The following is a 16,384-nucleotide window of genomic DNA, read 5'->3' as shown; positions in this document are numbered from 1 at the left end:
CGGGCGAAGCGGGTCGCCGCCAGCGGGATGAATCGCGCTACCGTCGGGGACATGGCTCGAATCATCGTCTTCGGCGGACACGGCAAGGTCGCGCTGCAAGTCGCCCGGATACTGACCGACCGCGGCGACCGGGTGAGCTCGGTCTTCCGCAATCCCGATCAATCCGATGATGTCGCGGCCACCGGCGCCGATCCGGTGGTGGCCGACATCGAGCGGCTCGACACCGACGCTCTGACCGACCTGGTGACCGGGCACGACGCCGTCGTCTTCTCGGCCGGGGCGGGCGGCGGCAACCCGGCGCGGACTTACGCCGTCGACCGCGACGCGGCGATCCGGGTGATCGACGCCGCCGCACAGGCGGGCGTCAAGCGGTTCGTGATGGTGTCCTACTTCGGCGCGGGTCCGGATCATGGTGTGCCGCCGGATGATCCGTTCTTCCCCTACGCGGAGTCCAAGGCGGCGGCGGACGCCCACCTGCGCGCCAGCGACCTGGACTGGACGGTGCTCGGACCCGGCTGGCTCACCTTGGAGCCCGCGACCGGACGAATCGAGATCGACCGGGAAATGCGCGAAGTCTCGCGTGCGGACGTCGCACTCGTCATAGCCGCCGCACTAGCGGAAGATGCCACGATCCGCCGAACCATCGACTTCAACAACGGCGATGTTCCCATCGCCGACGCCCTGGCCGGCCGAGGGTAAAGTCCGTCTCGCAGCTGGTCTGCTTGCGCCGCAACCGCGGCGCGGGCATCGAGCGAGGCAACGTTAGTAACGCTTCGCGAGAGGGAACCCGGTGAGAATCCGGGACTGTCCCGCAACGGTATGCAGGAACGACCGCCGTCAGAGTTTTTGGCAAGCACTGGTCACTATGACTGGGAAGCGACGGCCACTAGGAGCACCAGCCGGTGCACGCCTGCGAGTCCGGAGACCTGCCAGCCTGTGCCGGGCGCGCCGCGTCCGGCGGCTCATCGCCTCGAGGAATGGGCGCTAGGCTGCAGCCGTTGCGGTTCGTATCCGGGTACGCACCGCTAACGGATCGGCTGCACGTCCGCCGGCGGTGACCATCACGCTGATTGAAGGACGAAAAATATCGTGACCCCCCAAGCTTTCACCGCAACGGTCGTCGGCTCCCCGCGTATCGGCCCGAAGCGTGAACTCAAGCGCGCCACCGAGGGCTACTGGAAAGGACGCACCAGCCGCGCGGAACTCGAAGACGTTGCGGCCACCCTGCGCCGCGACACCTGGAAGAGTCTGGCGGACGCCGGTCTGGACTCGGTACCGGTGAACACCTTCTCCTACTACGACCAGGTGCTCGACACCGCGGTCATGCTGGGGGCGCTACCGGCTTGGGCCGCGCAGGTCCCCGACGACTTGGACCGCTATTTCGCCGCGGCGCGCGGTAACAAGGACGTCGCGCCGCTGGAGATGACCAAGTGGTTTGACACCAACTACCACTACATCGTTCCCGAGATCGAGCCCGCGACGAAGTTCATGCTGAACCCGGCCAAGGTGCTCTCCGAGCTGAAAGAGGCGCTCGAGCAAGGGATTCCCGCACGACCGGTGGTCATCGGACCGGTCACCTTCCTGCTGCTGAGCAAGGCCGTCAACGGTGGCGGCGCGCCGATCGAGCGGCTGCAGGAGCTGGTGCCGATCTATTCGGAGCTGCTGTCGCTGCTGGCCGATAACGGCGCCGAGTGGGTGCAGATCGACGAGCCGGCTCTGGTCACCGACATCTGCCCCGATGCCCCCGCGCTCGCCGAGGCCGTCTACAACGCGCTGGGCAAGGTGAGCAACCGGCCCGCCATCTATGTCGCCACCTACTTCGGTGACCCCGGCGACTCGTTGGGTGCGCTGGCCCGCACTCCCGTCGAGGCGATCGGCATCGACCTGGTTTACGGTCCCGACACCGCGGTCGCGGCAGTGCCCGAACTTGCCAACAAGATCGTGGTGGCCGGTGTCGTCGATGGACGCAACATCTGGCGCACCGACCTCGACGCGGCGTTGGCCAAGCTGGCGACGCTGCGGGGCTCGGCCGCAAGCGTGGCGGTTTCGACTTCCTGCTCCACCCTGCACGTGCCGTACTCGCTGGAACCGGAGACCGGCCTGGACGATGCGCTGCGCAGCTGGCTGGCCTTCGGCCAGGAGAAGGTCGCCGAGGTGGTGGCACTGTCTCGCGCACTGCACGAGGGTCGCGACGCGGTCGCCGACGAGATCGCGGCCTCCAATGCGGCCGTCGCCTCCCGCAAGGAGGATCCACGACTGCACAACGACGGGCTGCGGGACCGCATCGATTCGATCGTGGCCAGCGGAACTCACCGGGGTGACGCGGCGCAGCGCCGCGCCAGCCAGGAGGAGCGGCTGCACCTGCCGCCACTGCCTACCACCACCATCGGGTCGTTCCCCCAGACCGTCGAGATCCGCAAGGCGCGCGCCGCGCTGGTCGCCGGCGAGATCGACGAGGCCGAATACCAGAGGCGGATGAAGCAGGAGATCGCCGACGTCATCAAGCTGCAGGAGAGCCTGGGGATCGACGTGCTGGTGCACGGCGAGCCGGAGCGCAACGACATGGTGCAGTACTTCGCCGAGCAGCTGGACGGCTTCTTCGCCACCAAGAACGGCTGGGTGCAGTCCTACGGCAGCCGGTGCGTGCGGCCGCCGGTGCTCTTCGGTGACGTGATCCGCCAGCATCCGATGACGGTGGAGTGGGCCAAGTATGCGCAGTCGCTGACCGACAAGCCGGTCAAGGGCATGCTGACCGGCCCGGTGACGATCCTGGCGTGGTCGTTCGTCCGCGACGACCAGCCGCTGGCCGACACCGCCAACCAAGTGGCGCTGGCCATCCGTGACGAGACCGTCGATCTGCAGGCCGCGGGCATCGCGGTGATCCAGGTCGACGAGCCCGCGCTGCGGGAGCTGCTGCCACTGCGTCGGGCCGACCAGGAGGACTACTTGCGTTGGGCCGTAGGGTCTTTCCGCTTGGCCACCTCCGGCGTCGCTGACTCCACCCAGATCCACACTCACCTGTGCTACTCGGAATTCGGTGAGGTGATCGGAGCCATCGCCGACCTGGACGCCGACGTGACATCCATCGAGGCGGCACGCTCACACATGGAGGTGCTGGACGACCTGAACTCGATCGGCTTCTCCAACAGCGTGGGCCCGGGCGTCTACGACATCCACTCGCCGCGGGTGCCGAGCACGAACGAGATGGCCGAGTCGCTGCGCGCGGCGCTGCGGGCCGTGCCGGCCGAGCGGCTGTGGGTCAATCCCGACTGCGGACTGAAGACCCGCAACACAGACGAGGTGAACGCGTCGCTGAAGAACATGGTTGCCGCCGCCCGCGAGGTCCGGGCCGGCGTGTAAGACCCAAGCTGAGGCCGAGCTGGGGGCACTCCCCCAGCTCGGCCTCTGCCGTCAGTCCGGCGTGACAGTCGAGGGTGAGTCGTCCGAGAGCAGTTGCACCGGAACGTCGTCGGCCCAGGGTTGGCGGACGACCATGTCGGCGACCCGGACGATGCCGCGCTCGAATTCACCCGTCGCCGCGTCGACCAACCGGTACTGCTGGGTCTGCTTGTGAATCGGTTGCGCGTCAAGCAGAACCACCCGGACCTCGCCCGGTTCGAAGTGGCAGCGCTCCTGCAGGGCGGCGATCAGTTGCTCGTTGTGCATGTGGCCGTCGCCGAAGTTCCAACCGATCGCGGTGCTGCAGATCCGCTCGCCGTCGGTGATGACGTAGTCGTCCTCGTTCTGGCCCGCCATGGCGCGGTGCGCCAGCGTGAACAGCGCGCGTCCGTGAGTGTTGAAGCCGCGGAAGGCATATCCCATGTAGATCGGGATCTGTGCGGCCTCGGGGCTGCCGTAAAACCGCTCCAGCTGGGCCTGCGGCATGCTGGCGATCGCCACGATGCCCCTGCCGATCTTGTCGTTGGCCGAGGGTTTGATGCACCACAGCGTGGTGTCCCAATTGCCGGCGTAGTAACGCATCCCGGGCAGGAACGAGATCTTGCGCGGAAACATGTTGCCCAACACGACGATTCCCGCGATGACGACGAACAAGACCGCCACCACCACCGGGTGCCGCAGGTTGCGCAGCCCGATCTGGGTGTGCGCGACGAACAACGACAACACACCGAAGATCATGAAGACGTTCCACTCCAGCGGCACGCCCATCGGGATCGAGACCAGGATCCCCAGGTGGAAGCAGACCATTACGATGGCGGCGATCGTGACGGGCCAGCCGCCGTGACAGAAGAACAGCGGTAACGGCACCAGCATCTCGATGGCGGTGCTCAGGTGCGCGATCCACCGCGACAGCCGCCCCGGCCGCAGATCATCCGGGAAGCTTTCGAAGAAGCGCCGTTTCAGCCAGCGGGGCCGCACCAACGGATTATTGGACATCATCGTGGAGATGACGAACGGAAAGTGTTTGTTGAGCTTGGAGGTGGCGGCGCCCATCCAGATCACCAGGAACACCACCTTGGACCCGACGATCATGTCCGGCGCGGCGAACAGGAACGTCACCGCCATGGTCGCGTACACCTCGCCGCGGGCGGCCAGGAAGATCACCTTGTCGCGCAGGCCGGCCACCGCCAGCAGCAGCAGGATCAGCGCGATCTTCCATGCGGGCAGCAGCCCGATCTTGGTGCCCAATTCGGGTATCGGTCCGGTGCCGTCGGCGAACAAAGCCGCCAACGTCACCAGAAGGAACAGCGCGTACAGCGCGACGTCGACCGGTTTGCGCTTGGTGCCCTTGGTGAGCGGGACCCGATCCGGCCACGGTGGCAGCCGGATGGTGCCGAAGCGCATCCAGTACAGGATCGAGCCCATCGGCGGGAAGAACCGGTTGTTCAAAGGGCCGAAGCCGCAACCCAGCCCGATCACTTCGAAGAGCATCGTGTAGAGCACGACCTTCTCGAACACAATCGGCTCCGACCACCACGACGCGACGCGCGTGAAGCCGCCGAGGCCGTTGGTGGCCGACGCGAACAGCCACGCGCCGAGGATGTACAGCAGGATCTTGACGACATAGAACAGATGCAGCACGACCGGCGTGCCGAAGCCCACCTCGGCCCAGTGCTTGGCCATCGGCCGGATCTTTTCACTACGGGTGCCGTTGTTCCATTCGGCCATGTCGAGCTGTGGCAGCTCGGGCTTCAGAAATCCCATGGTTTCACAGACTAGAACCTGTTCTAGGGCTACGTACTGCAACCTCGGGCAAGAAACCTTTGTCTGCGCCTTTCGCGCCGATACCGTTGAAGGCGGGTCGGCGTGCGCTTAGGGGGATTGTCATCATGAGCAGGCCTTGGTCCCTCGGATGGGTAACGGTTACCGCCGTCTTCGCGATCACGTCGGCCGCCGAAGGCCGTGCCGATCCGCCGATGCCCGGTGACGAGTGCACGGTGTTGCACTCGATCACCCAGGACGTCAACAACAGACCGATGTGGTGCAACCCGACGACCACCGGACCGCATGCCCTGGTTTGGCAATACGGCGGGCCCTCGTAGCGGTTACTGACCGATTGGTCTGTGCGCCAACTCATCTCGGTCACCCACGGCGCTCGGCCCGAACACCGCCGGACGGCCGGGCGGGCGAACTCCCGCGAAAATCTGCGTTAACCGGCCATCACCGGCACCCGACCGGTGTAGTTTGCTGCTGGGGTGGACGAGGTTGAGGAGCCAACCGTGTCTGAGGTCGATTATTGCGTGGTCGGAGCGGGATTCGCGGGTTTGGCGGCCGCGTTGCGGCTCAAACAGGCGGGCCATGCGGTGGCCTTGCTGGAGGCCCGCGATCGGGTCGGTGGCCGCACCTTCACCGAGACTCGAGCGGACGGGACGTGGATCGACCGCGGCGGCGCGTGGATCGGTCCGGGCCAGGACCGAATCTATGCGCTGATGAATGAGTTCGGCGTGCCCGAGTACAAGCAGCACAACGACGGTGACGCCATGATGATCATCGGCGGCAAGAAGCACCGCTACGGCGGCACCATTCCGTGGACCGTGAGCCCGTGGGCCGTCGCCAACCTCGGGCTTGGATTGGCCGCCATCGAGAAGATGTGCAAAGCGATCCCCCGCGACGCCCCATGGGAGGCGAAGAAGGCCCAGGAGTGGGACCGCATCAGCATCGGGCAATGGATCGAAAAGAATTCCATGTCCAAGGAAGCCGCCGAGATGCTGGACATGGCCTTCGCCGGCCTCTACACCTCGGCAGCCTCGGAGACGTCGTTGCTGTGGGGGCTGCTGCAGACGGCCTCGGCGGGCGGACTCACCTTCGCGATATCGGGCAAGGGCGGCTCGCAAGATGCCCGCCCAGTCGGTGGCATGGGGGCGCTGCACCGCCCGATGGTGGCCGAACTGGGCGACGCGCTGCACCTTTCGCAGCCGGTCCGGCAGATCAGCCAGGATGGCGAAGGTGTGACGATCACCGCGACTGACCTGACGGTGCGGGCGCGCCGCGTCATTGTCGCGATCCCGCTGGCGATCGCCACCTCGATCCTGTACGAGCCGATGCTCCCGGTGGACCGAGCATTTCTGCACCAGCGCATGCCGAGCGGCGCGGTCATCAAGACCTCGCTCATTTACGACGAGCCGTTCTGGCGCGCCGACGGGTTCTCCGGCCAGTCCGCGGCGCCGGGATCCCCGGCCACCCTGACCATCGACGCCTGCACGGATACCGGGGACCCGGGAATCATGTGCGTCATCACCGAAGGACCCACGGCGCGCCGGCTGACAAGCCTCGACGAGGCCGAACGCAAAGCAGTGATCATCGACGAACTCGTCGACCGGTTCGGCAGCAAGGCCAAAACGCCGCTGGAGGTCCACGAACAGAACTGGACGGTGGACCGCTACTCCGGTGGCGGAATGATCGGCCACGCCCCCACCGGCGTGCTGACCGAATTCGGCTATACCTTGCGCGAGCCCTGTGGCCGGATCCATTGGGCCGGCACCGAGAGCTCGGCCGTCATGTGCGGGTGGATCGATGGAGCGATCCGCTCCGGCGAGCGCGCCGCGGCCGAGGTAACCGAGGCCGAGACCGCGGCGGTCGCATAGCCAAATCGCTTGTGCCACTTCGCGTAACGCATTCACCGCACCCGTCTCACCCAAATCACTTGTGCCACATTTGTTTCAGTGGTTTCGGCGGAGCATTTTTTGTCAGTGGCCGCCGATAGGATTCGAACATGAGTTCCATCGATGCTCCGTTGAACGAGGCGGCGCACAGCCGTTTCCTCTCGTCGCGCTTCGACTCGCTAACACCTTCGACGCTGCTCGCGATTTCGGAACGTTATGCCCGGAACGGCCTCAGCATTGGTGGGCGTTCGGCATGACGGTAATGGACCGTGAGCAGATTCAGGACGACGTTAAGGCGTTGTGCGCTGTGGCTTCTCGTTTTCAGGGGCATTCGTATGAGGCGCTGACCAACCCGGAACGCTTGGCGCTCTTGGAGACACTGGAATGCGCAACACGCAAACTCCAGGTGCCCAGCCACCAGCTGATCAACCAGATCGGCGAGCAGGCGGATGCGACCGAGTTGGGTGGCAAGCTGTCCTGGGCGCTGGCTGATCGGCTGCACATCACCCGGGGGGAGGCCGGACGGCGCATCGCCGAAGCCGCCGACCTGGGGCCGCGTCGAGCGTTGACCGGGGAGCCGCTGGCGCCGGTGTTGCCCGCGACCGCGGCGGCCCAGCAGCATGGGACGATCGGGGCCGACCATGTGGCGCTGATCCGGCGGTTTTTCCATCAGTTGCCCGAGTCGGTCGACCTCGAGACCTGTGTGCACGCCGAAAAGCAGCTAGCGGCCAAGGCCGCCGAGTTTCGGCCCGATCAATTCGCCAAGCTGGCCCGGCGCCTGATGAATTGCCTCAATCCCGATGGCAACTACACCGATGCCGACCGGGCGCGAATGCGCGGGCTGGTGCTCGGAAATCAGCAGGCCGACGGCATGTCGCGGCTGAGCGGATGGTTGACACCGGAGGCACGTGCCAGCTGGGAAGCAGTGCTGGCCAAGCTCGCCGCCCCGGGCATGGCCAACCCCGACGATGAAATGCCGGTCGTGGACGGCGCCCCCGCGGAAGAAGCGATCCGTCGCGACACCCGCAGCGCCGGCCAGCGCAACCACGACGGCCTCAACGCCGCCCTACGCGCCCTGCTTGCCAGTGGAAAGCTCGGCCAGCACAACGGTTTACCGGCCAGCATCGTCGTCACCACCACACTCGAGGACCTCGAACGCACTACCGGCACAGGGTTGACCGGCGCCGGCACCCTGCTACCCATGTCCGACGTCATCCGCCTGGCCCGACACGCCCACCACTACCTAGCGATCTTCGACCACGGCAAACCCCTGGCGCTCTACCACACCAAACGCCTGGCCTCACCCGGCCAGCGCATCGTCCTGTACGCCAAAGACCGCGGCTGCAGCGCGCCAGGCTGCGACGTAGCCGGCTACTACTGCGAAGTGCACCACGTCCAAGACTGGGCACACACCCACCGCACCGACATCGACCAACTCACCCTGGCCTGCGGCCCCCACCACCGCCTCCTCGACAAAGGCTGGACCACCCGACAACGCAACAACGGTGACACCGAATGGATCCCACCCCCACACCTCGACCGCGGCGAACCCCGCACCAACACCTACCACCACCCCGAAAAGCTGTTGGTGGATGAGGACGACGACGGCCCGTAACTAACCGACTTGCTGCTTAGCCGGCGGGCGGTAGAAGATCGCCAGCTGGCCGATGGCGCCGGCCAGGCCCAACCCCGCCGAGATCGCCAACCCGTGCCAGCCGTCCATCCAGTTTTTCCCGAAGACGACGTAGTCCAGGCTGAATTTGCCCGCGCCCAGCGTGGCCACGCCGACGGCGCTGACCGCCAGCACCAGGTTGTACTCCCAGCCCTCCTTGACGATGAAGAAGCCGTTGGCGCGGTGCACCGTCCAGGCCGCGACCAGCATCAGCGAGACGAAGCCCGCCGCCGGGATCGGGGTCAGGAATCCAGCGGCCAGGCCCAGCCCGGCGGCCATTTCCGTGGTCGCCGCCACGGTGGCGTGGAATTTCCCGGGCTTCATGCCGATGCTCTCGAACCAACGGGCGGTGCCCGGGATGCGGCCGCCGCCGAAGAACTTGTTGTAGCCGTGCGCGGCCAGCGTCACGCCCAACACCAGCCGCAGGATCAGTACTCCGACGTCATGGAACGTGCCATATGAAGTCATAACTGTAAACCTAGATCATGTGCCGGGTGGCACCACAAGAGCCGCCGAGCAGCTACGTCGCTTAATCCGCTGGTCCATGTGGGAACATAGCGGGCGTTCCGACGTCGGCTCGATCAGTAGCCACACCACCAAGGGGGTGCACCACGGCTGGCACCGCACCAGGCGGCGGCGCCCACCGCAAAGCGTCAAGCGGCCGTGGGTCTGCGCCTACCGAGCACTCCGTGGTGTTGCTGGACGGCACATCGAGCCACCCGCGGGAGCTGCTGGGCAACAAGGGCCACGGCATCGAGGCGATGCGCCGGCACAACCTGCCTGTGCCGCCGGCGTTCTGCATCACGACCGCGGTGGGCCTGCGGTATCTCGACGATCCCGCGGCGACCATGGACGCCGTCTGGGACGACGTGCTCGACCGGATGCGCTGGCTGGAGGCGCAGACCTCGCGCACGTTCGGCCGGGGCCCGCATCCCCTGTTGGTCAGCGTGCGCTCCGGCGCCACCCAGTCCATGCCGGGCATGATGGACACCATCTTGGACCTCGGCATCAACGATGACGTCGAGCAGGCGCTGGCGGCGACCGGTGACCAAGCGTTCGCCCGCGACACGCGCCGGCGGTTCGCGGACATGTATCGGCGCATCGTCGGCGTCACCGAGCACGAATCGGTGCCCTCCGACCCCTACGCGCAGTTGCGCGCCGGCATCGAGGCGGTATTCGCCTCGTGGAATTCGCCCCGCGCGGTCGCCTATCGCGCCCACTACGGAATCGACTATCAGCACGGGACCGCCGTGGTCGTGCAGGCTATGGTATTCGGCAACCACGGGCCCAATTCCGGTGCCGGAGCGTTCTTTTCCCGCAATCCGATCACCGGCGACAACGAACCGTTCGGCGAATGGCTGCCCGGCGGCCAGGGCGACGACGTGGTGTCGGGATCGGTCGACGTCGAACCGATCGTCGCGCTGCGCGACGAACAGCCGGCCGTCTACGACGAACTGATCGGTGCCGCCCGCACTTTGGAACGGCTGGACTCCGACATCCAGGAGATCGAGTTCACCGTCGAGGACGGCAGGCTGTGGCTGTTGCAGACGCGTGCGGCGGAACGGTCGGCGCAGGCGGCGGTGCGCACGGCGCTGCAGCTGCGCCACGAGGGACTCATCGATGACGCGGAGACACTGCGGCGGGTGACCCCGGCGCACGTCCACACGCTGGTGCAACCGGCGTTGCAGCCCGAAATACGCTTGGCGGCACCGCTATTGGCCAAGGGCTTACCGGCGTGCCCGGGCGTGGCATCGGGCAAGGCGTACACCGACGTCGACGAAGCGCTACGCGCCGTCGATCGCGGTGAGCGGGTGATCCTGGTGCGCGATCACACCCGGCCCGAAGACGTGTCGGGCATGCTGGCTGCGCAGGGCATCGTCACCGAGGTCGGCGGCGCCTCCAGCCATGCGGCGGTGGTCAGCCGCGAACTGGGCCGGGTGGCGGTGGTGGGTTGCGGCCACGGCGTCGCGGCAGCGCTGGCCGGCAAGCACATCACCGTCGACGGCGCCGAAGGCGAAGTGCGGGAAGGCAATTTGAGCCTGTCCGCGTGGTCGGAAGACGACACGCCGGAACTGCGCGAACTGGCCGACATCGCACGGCGGATCAGCCCGCTGCGTGCCCACGCCGCGGGCGACCACGTGCGACTGGACGACAGCTCCGAGGCCGCGGTGCGCGCCGCCCTGAACGGCGGGCAGGCCGACGTGGTGTCGACGACGCCGTTGATCGTGATGCTGACCGCGCTGCGCCTGACACCGGGGTCCGCGTCGTGACCGAATTGGCTGTGCTGCAAGGTGTTCGGCTCAAAGGACGGGTGAGTCCCGCCGACCTGGCCGCGACGCTGGGCGCGGACATTGCCGACATCACCCCCGTTGTCGAGCGGTTGACCGCGGCGGGACTGCTGACCGAAGGCCCGACGTTGCGGATCACCCTCAGCGGGACCGACCGGCTCACGGCGCTGCTCGCCGAGGAACGCAAGGACATCGATCCCCAAGCGATGGCCGCCGCCTACGACGACTTCCGCGCCGTCAACGCCGACTTCAAGCGGCTGGTGACGGATTGGCAGCTCAAGGGCGGACCCGACGGTGTTCCCAACACCCACGACGACGCCGCCTACGACGCCGCGGTGCTGGCCCGCCTCGACGACGTGCACGCCCGCACCATGCCGATCATCGAGGCCGCCGCGGCACAACTGCCGCGGCTGACCGCCTACGCGGCGAAACTGGTTGCGGCACTTGACAAAGTCAAGGCCGGGGAGACCACCTGGCTGACCCGGCCGTTGATCGACTCCTACCACACGGTGTGGTTCGAGCTGCACGAAGAGCTGATCGTCGCCGCCGGCCTGACCCGCGAAGAGGCGGCCAGATCCGGCGATGCGCAATAGTTAGAGCGCCGCGTCGAGCAACGCCAGGTAGGCATCGACGTCGGGCACCGCTGAGGCTGCCGCGTGCACGCTGATCGCGATGGTGTCGCCGATACCGTGCACGCCGTGCGTCAGCCCCATCATCGGTGACAGCGCCGGGTATCCCGACGTCAGCACCACCGGCGCGCCACCGAGGCTCAGGTCGGCGGCCCCGCGGTTGACGCTGGACACCACGGTGTTGCCGGACACCTGTGTCGCGCGGTGTTCGACATCGAATTGCCCGATGCCCCAGCGCAGTAGCCCGGCCGGCACCGCCGCGAAAGCGCGGTCGGCGGCCCGGGTTGCCGGGTGCTCAAAGCGCCGCCGGCCGTTGGCCAGGTCGGCCGCGATCCGCTCGGCGCGCGCCCCCGGTCCGAGCTTCGGGTAGAGCCCCACGACGATGTTGCCGAAGTGGTTGTGCGCCTGCGCCGCACCGGGCTTTGCCATGGGCACCTCGGCACCCAGCGAATCGCATTGCCCATCAAGCAGATTGCACAGGGCCTGGGATATCGCGCTCAGCACGCCGACGGTGATCGTGGGGCCGGGCAGCTGCGAACGGTGTCGCACCAACGTCCGCACCGCGCGGGCGCCCTCGGGACGCGCATTCGTCGGCAGCAGCGGACGCGACCCGGCGCCCGGAGAAAGCAGGCCCGCGCGGATGTCGCGCTCCAGCCGGCGATGGGCGCGTGCCGCCTGGACGGCTCGCCAGGGCAGAAAGCCCGGCCGTGGTTTGGGCGCCTCGGGAACCCGGTCCGGGCGCCCGAACAGCCACGCCGCCATCGCCGCGGACCGGGCACCGTCGGCCAGCGCGTGCGCGACCTGCAACACCGCGACGGCGCCGGACTCGGTGACGCCGGGAATGCCACGGACCGGGCTGAAGACGTGCAGCCGCCAGGTCATTCGCCGAACGTCCAGCTGGTCATCGGCGAGGCCGGCGACGGCCGCCAGGGCGCCATCCCAGCTGTGATCGGCGAGGTCGTGGCGAACCACCTGCTCGGACGTGACGGCCACGGACACCCACTGCGGGTAGCGCCATCGGCCCCGGTCCCGCACCCGCATCGTCAGCGCCGGCTCGGCGTTGGCCCGCAAGCAGAGTTGCTCGACGGCGCGCGCGTAGTCGGCGGGCTCACCGTCGAACGCGTAGAGCAGGAACTCGTCGCTGGGGATTTTGGCCGACATCCAGTAGAACTGCGCGTCGACGGCAGCCATCCGGTGCCTCGACATGGCCCGAGCCATGATGTCAGCCGGGTGAGCCGACGAAACCGAGCACCAAATCGGCGACCTTATCGGGCTGCTCGAGCTGCAGGAAATGGCCGGCGTGTTCGACGATGCCGATCTCGCTGCCCGCGGGCAGCACCTTTTCGGCCCAGCGCGCGAAAGCCGGTGTCATGCAACCGTCGTCGCGACCGTGCAGGTACAGGCACGGCAGCACAGGTTCTTCGGTCCACAACTCGTTCAATGCGGCGTACCGCGCCGACGGCCGGGTGTTGCGGATGGTGGCGCGATACGGTCCCAGCGCGGCGCGCCAGCTTTCCGGTGCCCCGATCGCGGCGTCGACGTGACGCAAGTCCTCGTCGGCGCGATAACCGGGCGACCACCGCCGCCACAGCAGCGGCAACACCCAGGATGCGGAACGTTCGGGCAGCCAAGGTAATTGGAAGTACATGATGTACCAGCTGCGGAAGACCTGGCGCGCCAGATGGCCGGCGAGCCGGCCCCGCTCGGCCGCGCCACCGCCGCGCCGCCGGAACGCCGCCGACGGCGGCACCGACATGATCACCGCCTTGGTGAACGGGCTGTCGGGCATGGCGGCCAGCCCGGTCGCGGCGATCGCACCCCAGTCATGGCCGATGACCACGTCGTTGTCGGTGCCGCCCGCGGCCGCTCGCACCCGCAACGCGTCGTCCATCAGCGCACCCACGTGATAGCTACCGTCGACCGGGATCGACGACGGCGCGTATCCGCGCATGAAGGGGGCGATCACCCGCCATCCCGCCTCGGCGAGCCGGGGGGCGACCTTGCGCCAGCCGTAGGGGGTGTCGGGGAAGCCGTGCAGGCACAGCGCAATGGGACCGTCTGCTGGACCCCAAGTGAGGGCTTTGAGGTCCCCCGCAGGGCCGGTCACGTCGATCCAGCCTGGTTCAGCCATGTTCCCTCCCTGCTCGACGTCTCCGCAGGGATCAACCTAACCTGTGCGGCCGGGGGACGCACCGGCCCCGGTCGACAGAGGGTCAAACCGTCGCTGTACCAGCAGGTTTCACCGTTGCAGCGCGGCGGCCCGCTCCAGTTCGGCGATGACGATCTTGCGCATGCCATACATCGCGTTGGTTGCCGCCGCCGCCCGCGTGCGGTCGGGGTCGCCGATCAGTTCGTAGAGCCGGTCCGGGACGATTTGCCAGCTCATCCCGAAGCGGTCTTTGAGCCAGCCGCATTGCGATTCCTCGCCGCCGTCGCTCAGCCGGTCCCAGTAGTAGTCGACCTCGTCCTGGTTCTTGCAATGGATCGTGAACGAGACCGCCTCGGTGAAGTGGAAGTGCGGACCGCCGTTGATCCCGATGAACCGGGTGCCGTCCAGCACGAAGCTGCCGGACAGAACCGTGCCGGGCTCCCCCGGTCCCGCCTCGGTGGTCTGGTTGAAGCCCTCGATGTGGGAGTTGGGGAACACCGAGGTGTAGAACCTGGCGGCCTCCTCCAGGTTGTCGTCGAACCACAACGACGGGGTGATCGATGGCATGGCCGGGGCCTCCTTGATGGCTGGTTGGTCTCTGTCATTGGTAGACCCCGTCGGCGACGAAAACTCATCGCGTCGTCCACCCCCGCATCAGTGCTTAACCGGCCTATGTAACGTCAGGTCGCATGAATACCGTCAGCAGCAGTCCCGAGACGGTGGAGTTCGCCGGCGTCGACGGGATCACCCTGGTCGCCGACGAATGGAATCGCGGCTCCGACTGTGCCGGGCGACCGAGCATCCTGATGTTGCACGGGGGCGGCCAGAACCGGTTTTCCTGGAAAAACACCGGCCAGACGCTGGCCGATGAGGGACTGCACGTGGTGGCGCTGGATTCCCGCGGACACGGGGACAGCGCACGCTCCCCCGACGCCGACTACGAGATCGAGACGCTAACCGGCGACGTCATGCGGGTGCTGGACGCGATCGGCCGGCCCTTGACGATCATCGGGGCCAGCATGGGCGGGCTGACCGGCATCCTCGCCGCTCACCGGGCCGGTCCCGCGAAGGTGACTCGGTTGGTGCTCGTCGACGTGGTCCCCCGGTTCGAAAAGGGCGGCAGCGCGCGCATCCGCGACTTCATGTTCAGCGGTCTCGACGGCTTCGACTCGCTGGAACAGGCCGCCGACGCCGTCGCCGCCTATCTGCCCTACCGGAGCAAGCCGCGCAGCCCCGAGGGCCTGAAAAAGAATCTGCGCCTACGCGACGGCCGGTGGTATTGGCACTGGGATCCCGCGTTCATGACCAAGCCCGGCGACGATCCCGAACTGCGCACCGAGAGCTTCGAGCAGGCCGCCAAGAACCTGACGATCCCCGTCTTGCTGATCCGCGGCAAGCTGTCCGACGTGGTGAGCCCCGAGGGCGTGCGGCACTTCCTGGCCACCGTGCCGCGCGCCGAGTTCGTCGAGCTGTCAAACGCCGGGCACACCGCGGCCGGCGACGACAACGACGCGTTCAGCGACGCGGTGGTCGCATTCGTCAACCGCCGTTGACCCGCTAGTTAGCCGGCTTCTCCGCGTGCCCGCCGAATTGCTTACGCATCGCCGAGAGCGCCTTATTGGCGAAGTCGTCGAGCTGGCGCGACGCGAAGCGCGACTGCAGCGCGGTGGTCAGCACCGGCGAGGGGACGCCCTCGTCGATCGCGGCGATGGCGGTCCAGCGGCCCTCCCCGGAGTCGGAGACGCGGCCGGAGAACTCCTTCAGATCCGGCGATTCGTGCAGCGCGATCGCCGTAAGGTCCAGTAGCCAGGAACCGATGACGCTGCCGCGCCGCCACACCTCGGCCACCTCGGGGATGTCGAAGTCGTACTGATAGAACTCGGGGTGCTCCAGCGGCGCTGTTTCGGCGTCAACCTCCTGCACCTGCTTGCCGATGTCGGCGTTGCGCAGAATGTTCAGTCCCTCAGCGAGCGAGGCCATCATGCCGTACTCGATCCCGTTGTGCACCATCTTCACGAAGTGACCGGCCCCGGCCGGTCCACAGTGCAGATAGCCCTGCTCCGACCGAGCAACCTCGCCATCGCGACCGGGCGTGCGGGCCGCGGCGTCGACGCCCGGTGCGACGGTGGCGAAGATCGGCTCGGCGTGCAGGAAAGCCTCGTCGTCGCCGCCGATCATCAGGCAGTACCCGCGTTCCCGGCCCCACACACCGCCGCTGGTCCCGCAGTCCAAGAAGTGAATACCCTTCTCCGACAACGTTTTCGCGTGACGAATATCGTCGCGGTAGTACGAGTTGCCACCGTCGATCACGATGTCTCCGGAGTCGAGCGTCTTGGCCAGCTCGTCGATCACCCCAGTGGTGATCGTCCCGGCCGGGACCATGACCCAGACCAGCCGCGGGGCCTTCAAATTTTCAGCGAGCTCCTGCAGCGAGGACACTCCGGTGATTTTGTCCTCCCCCGCCATCGCCTTGACCGCGTCGGGGTTGTGGTCGTAGACCACACACTCGTGTCCGCCCGCGACCACGCGGCGGACGATGTTCGCACCCATCCGGCCGAGGCCGATCATCCCAAGCTGCATCGTGT

Annotated in this window: 15 protein-coding genes and 1 riboswitch; of the genes, 9 read left to right on the top strand and 6 right to left on the bottom strand. The window is 67.2% G+C overall.

Features of this window, described 5'->3' with window-relative positions:
• Positions 1–51 precede the first annotated feature (51 nt).
• Together MTY59_RS15345 and metE are read left to right on the top strand one after the other, a co-directional pair.
• Positions 52–699: an SDR family oxidoreductase gene (locus MTY59_RS15345; protein WP_221041908.1), complete on the top strand. Its 648-nt coding sequence runs from the start codon at positions 52–54 to the stop codon at positions 697–699.
• Positions 700–747: 48 nt separating this feature from the next.
• A riboswitch (cobalamin riboswitch) is annotated at positions 748–948 on the top strand.
• Positions 949–1,089: 141 nt separating this feature from the next.
• Positions 1,090–3,360, top strand: a complete 2,271-nt coding sequence (gene metE / locus MTY59_RS15340; RefSeq protein ID WP_221041907.1) for a 5-methyltetrahydropteroyltriglutamate--homocysteine S-methyltransferase — start codon at positions 1,090–1,092, stop codon at positions 3,358–3,360.
• A gap of 51 nt (positions 3,361–3,411) precedes the next feature.
• On the opposite strand, the gene MTY59_RS15335 is transcribed toward metE, so the two are convergent.
• Entirely contained in the window at positions 3,412–5,163 is a 1,752-nt protein-coding gene (locus MTY59_RS15335) for a DUF3556 domain-containing protein (RefSeq protein ID WP_221041906.1), read from the bottom strand.
• A gap of 125 nt (positions 5,164–5,288) precedes the next feature.
• Here MTY59_RS15335 and MTY59_RS15330 point away from each other — a divergent pair, with 125 nt between their 5' ends.
• From MTY59_RS15330 to MTY59_RS15315, 4 genes are all read left to right on the top strand, one after another.
• On the top strand, positions 5,289–5,501 hold the full coding sequence (locus tag MTY59_RS15330; protein WP_221041905.1) for a hypothetical protein: 213 nt from the start codon (positions 5,289–5,291) through the stop codon (positions 5,499–5,501).
• A 177-nt stretch (positions 5,502–5,678) separates the two neighbouring features.
• Positions 5,679–7,043 (top strand): flavin monoamine oxidase family protein, encoded by a 1,365-nt coding sequence (locus tag MTY59_RS15325; protein WP_221041904.1) that lies wholly within the window; start codon positions 5,679–5,681, stop codon positions 7,041–7,043.
• Between the two features lie 128 nt (positions 7,044–7,171).
• The gene (locus MTY59_RS15320; RefSeq protein ID WP_221041903.1) at positions 7,172–7,318 is read left to right on the top strand and encodes a hypothetical protein; all 147 of its coding nucleotides are present in this window, start codon (positions 7,172–7,174) and stop codon (positions 7,316–7,318) included.
• Positions 7,315–8,676, top strand: coding sequence for an HNH endonuclease signature motif containing protein (locus tag MTY59_RS15315; protein ID WP_221041902.1), 1,362 nt, complete (start codon positions 7,315–7,317; stop codon positions 8,674–8,676). Before MTY59_RS15320 ends, MTY59_RS15315 begins: the two co-directional genes overlap by 4 nt.
• Here the strand turns inward: MTY59_RS15315 and MTY59_RS15310 are convergent, their stop codons facing one another.
• Positions 8,677–9,201, bottom strand: a complete 525-nt coding sequence (locus MTY59_RS15310; protein WP_221041901.1) for a DoxX family protein — start codon at positions 9,199–9,201, stop codon at positions 8,677–8,679.
• A gap of 221 nt (positions 9,202–9,422) precedes the next feature.
• Here MTY59_RS15310 and MTY59_RS15305 point away from each other — a divergent pair, with 221 nt between their 5' ends.
• Positions 9,423–11,003, top strand: a complete 1,581-nt coding sequence (locus tag MTY59_RS15305; protein WP_221041900.1) for a pyruvate, phosphate dikinase — start codon at positions 9,423–9,425, stop codon at positions 11,001–11,003.
• The gene (locus tag MTY59_RS15300) at positions 11,000–11,614 is read left to right on the top strand and encodes a MarR family transcriptional regulator (protein ID WP_221041899.1); all 615 of its coding nucleotides are present in this window, start codon (positions 11,000–11,002) and stop codon (positions 11,612–11,614) included. Before MTY59_RS15305 ends, MTY59_RS15300 begins: the two co-directional genes overlap by 4 nt.
• On the opposite strand, the gene MTY59_RS15295 is transcribed toward MTY59_RS15300, so the two are convergent.
• From MTY59_RS15295 to MTY59_RS15285, 3 genes are all read right to left on the bottom strand, one after another.
• Positions 11,615–12,856 (bottom strand): WS/DGAT domain-containing protein, encoded by a 1,242-nt coding sequence (locus MTY59_RS15295; protein WP_221041898.1) that lies wholly within the window; start codon positions 12,854–12,856, stop codon positions 11,615–11,617.
• A 16-nt stretch (positions 12,857–12,872) separates the two neighbouring features.
• The gene (locus MTY59_RS15290; protein ID WP_221041897.1) at positions 12,873–13,781 is read right to left on the bottom strand and encodes an alpha/beta fold hydrolase; all 909 of its coding nucleotides are present in this window, start codon (positions 13,779–13,781) and stop codon (positions 12,873–12,875) included.
• 108 nt (positions 13,782–13,889) lie between these two features.
• The gene (locus MTY59_RS15285; RefSeq protein ID WP_221041896.1) at positions 13,890–14,366 is read right to left on the bottom strand and encodes a VOC family protein; all 477 of its coding nucleotides are present in this window, start codon (positions 14,364–14,366) and stop codon (positions 13,890–13,892) included.
• A 122-nt stretch (positions 14,367–14,488) separates the two neighbouring features.
• Here MTY59_RS15285 and MTY59_RS15280 point away from each other — a divergent pair, with 122 nt between their 5' ends.
• Positions 14,489–15,352 (top strand): alpha/beta fold hydrolase, encoded by an 864-nt coding sequence (locus tag MTY59_RS15280; protein WP_221041895.1) that lies wholly within the window; start codon positions 14,489–14,491, stop codon positions 15,350–15,352.
• Positions 15,353–15,356: 4 nt separating this feature from the next.
• On the opposite strand, the gene gnd is transcribed toward MTY59_RS15280, so the two are convergent.
• Positions 15,357–16,379, bottom strand: coding sequence for a phosphogluconate dehydrogenase (NAD(+)-dependent, decarboxylating) (gnd, locus tag MTY59_RS15275; protein ID WP_221041894.1), 1,023 nt, complete (start codon positions 16,377–16,379; stop codon positions 15,357–15,359).
• Positions 16,380–16,384 lie beyond the last annotated feature (5 nt).

This window comes from Mycobacterium senriense (assembly GCF_019668465.1).
In the GTDB taxonomy this organism is placed as follows: domain Bacteria; phylum Actinomycetota; class Actinomycetes; order Mycobacteriales; family Mycobacteriaceae; genus Mycobacterium; species Mycobacterium senriense.
Note: the sequence above shows the minus strand (reverse complement) of the source record. Positions and strands in the feature narration are given on the sequence as shown.

Bases quoted from the DNA above. Each gene is read 5' to 3' on its own strand.
- MTY59_RS15345 (WP_221041908.1), top strand. From the start codon at position 52: ATGGCTCGAATCATCGTCTTCGGCGGACACGGCAAGGTCGCGCTGCAA.
- MTY59_RS15335 (WP_221041906.1), bottom strand. From the start codon at position 5,163: ATGGGATTTCTGAAGCCCGAGCTGCCACAGCTCGACATGGCCGAATGG.
- MTY59_RS15330 (WP_221041905.1), top strand. From the start codon at position 5,289: ATGAGCAGGCCTTGGTCCCTCGGATGGGTAACGGTTACCGCCGTCTTC.
- MTY59_RS15320 (WP_221041903.1), top strand. From the start codon at position 7,172: ATGAGTTCCATCGATGCTCCGTTGAACGAGGCGGCGCACAGCCGTTTC.
- MTY59_RS15315 (WP_221041902.1), top strand. From the start codon at position 7,315: ATGACGGTAATGGACCGTGAGCAGATTCAGGACGACGTTAAGGCGTTG.
- MTY59_RS15310 (WP_221041901.1), bottom strand. From the start codon at position 9,201: ATGACTTCATATGGCACGTTCCATGACGTCGGAGTACTGATCCTGCGG.
- MTY59_RS15295 (WP_221041898.1), bottom strand. From the start codon at position 12,856: ATGTCGAGGCACCGGATGGCTGCCGTCGACGCGCAGTTCTACTGGATG.
- MTY59_RS15290 (WP_221041897.1), bottom strand. From the start codon at position 13,781: ATGGCTGAACCAGGCTGGATCGACGTGACCGGCCCTGCGGGGGACCTC.
- MTY59_RS15285 (WP_221041896.1), bottom strand. From the start codon at position 14,366: ATGCCATCGATCACCCCGTCGTTGTGGTTCGACGACAACCTGGAGGAG.
- MTY59_RS15280 (WP_221041895.1), top strand. From the start codon at position 14,489: ATGAATACCGTCAGCAGCAGTCCCGAGACGGTGGAGTTCGCCGGCGTC.
- gnd (WP_221041894.1), bottom strand. From the start codon at position 16,379: ATGCAGCTTGGGATGATCGGCCTCGGCCGGATGGGTGCGAACATCGTC.